This is a genomic window from Streptomyces solincola, assembly GCF_002982015.1.
GTDB lineage: Bacteria > Actinomycetota > Actinomycetes > Streptomycetales > Streptomycetaceae > Streptomyces > Streptomyces solincola.
The window spans coordinates 1-1958 of the sequence record NZ_PVLV01000590.1 but is presented as its reverse complement, the minus strand read 5'-3'; the positions used below and the strand labels follow the sequence as shown (position 1 = coordinate 1958).

The 1958-nt window shown below is 73.0% G+C and carries 2 protein-coding genes; both read left to right on the top strand.

Features of this window, described 5'->3' with window-relative positions; translation table 11 throughout:
• The coding region (locus tag C6N75_RS27785; RefSeq protein WP_105871619.1) for a hypothetical protein at nt 1-776 on the top strand (776 nt) is incomplete at its 5' end.
• Nucleotides 766-1958: hypothetical protein (locus C6N75_RS27780; protein WP_258177647.1), on the top strand; the 1193-nt coding region annotated here is incomplete at its 3' end. The genes C6N75_RS27785 and C6N75_RS27780, both read left to right, overlap by 11 nt.

Sequence of the window (1958 nt, the reverse complement as noted above, 5' to 3'; positions counted from 1 at the left end):
CCCGCACCCGCCTGCCCGACAGCGGCTCCCCCGACGCCTACGGCCCCCCGCGCCGCGCGCCGCGCGCCTCACGGTCGCTCATCACCGTCGTCGGCGTCGTCGTCCTGCTGATCGCCGCGATCGCCTTCGCGAACCGGGGCCCCGGCACGGACGGCGACGACTCCGACGCCGCGCCGCGCGCCAAGACGGCCCCCACCGCCGCCACCGGCGTCCCCCCGGCCACCGGCCGCAACGGCCCCGTCCCCGCCGGCTTCACCCACGACGAACAGGGCGCCCAGAGCGCAGCGGCGAACTACGCGGTGGCGCTCGGGTCGGACGCGATGTTCCAGCCGGAGAGCCGGCGCGCCCTGGTGACCGCGGTGCACGACCCGGCGGTCGCGGACGACCTGGTGAACCGTCTGGACAAGGCCTACACCCCCGCCCTGCTCAGCAGCGTCGGACTGGACGAGAACGGCTCCGCTCCCGACGGCAGCACCTTCGTCTCCCGCACCATCCCCATCGGCACCAAGGTCACCGACTTCTCCGGTGACAAGGCCACCGTGGAGGTCTGGTGCACCGGACTGGTCGGGCTGGCCGGCGAGGACTCGACCCGGCCCGTCACCCACAACTGGTTCACCCTCACCGAGCAGCTCACCTGGACCGGCGGCGACTGGAAGGTCTCCTCCTCCAGCCAGAAGGAGGGCCCGACGCCGGTCAACGGCGACAACCGCGCCGCCACCTCGGACGAGATCGCCGACGCCGTCGCCGGATACGGAGGCTTCACCTATGCGCGGTAGCCCTCGCACCTGGTCGGCCCTCGGGGCCGTCGTCGTCGTCCAGGCGGCGCTGCTCGCAGCCGCCTCCCGGGCGGCCGCGGCGCCCACGCCGACACCCGCCGCCCCCTCGCCGTCCCCCAGCCCCAGCAACAGTCCCTGCGACCTGCTGATCGGCGCCTCCAGGGACCGCTGCCTGGAAGGCGAGGGCGGCGGCGCGGCCCGCACCTCCCGCTCCCCCCTCCAGGACCCCACCTCCTCCCTCGACCCCCTCGCCTCCCTCGCCAAGGGCTGCGCCGACGCCGCCGCCTGGATCGTCGACAAGCTCAGCAAGGCCGTCACCGGCACCGCCGAGGTCGACTTCACCAACACCGCCTTCCTCCAGCAGTACGCCGTCGTCTTCGCCGCCTCCACCATCCTGACCCTGGTGCTGTGGCTGCTGGCCGTCGCCAAGCGCGCCATCCGCGGCGTACCCCTGACCACCGCCCTCTCCGAGGCCATCGGCTTCCTCTGGCTGACCGTCCTCGCCTCCGCCTTCACCCCGCTGATCCTCTACACCGTCGTCTCCGCCACCGACGGCGTCACCGAGGTCATCGCCCAGGGCACCGGCGGACAGACCGACGCCTTCTTCGGCTCCTTCGCCGAAGCCCTGAAGAAGGGCGACGACATCGGCGGCGGCCCGATCATGCTGATCGTCGTCTCCCTGGTGTCCATCCTGGCCGCCGGCGTGCTCTGGCTGGAGCTGGTCATCCGGGCCGCTCTGCTCTACGTCGGCGCCCTCCTCGGCACCGTCGTCTACGCCGGCCTGGTCGACAAGAACATGTGGGGCCACGTCCGCCGCTGGGCCGGCATCATGATCGCCGTCATCCTGGTCAAACCGGTCATCGTCATCGTCCTCGGCCTCGCCGGCGCGCTCTCCGGCGACGAAGGCCCCGACGCCTTCTCCGCCGTCGTCTCCGGCCTCGCCATCATCCTGCTGGCCATCTTCGCCTCCGCGATGATCTACCGGTTCGTCCCCGGCTTCGGCGACGAGATCGCCGCCGCCCGCACCAACCGCAAGCAGGCCACCGACGGCTCCCAGGCCGCCGCCGTCATCTCCTCCCCCGCCGCTCTGCTGGTGGGAGCGGCTGCTGTGGGTCTTGATGCCCTGGGAGACCAGAGCGGCGGGGGGGGAGATGACGGCGGCGGCCTGGGAGCCGTCGGTGG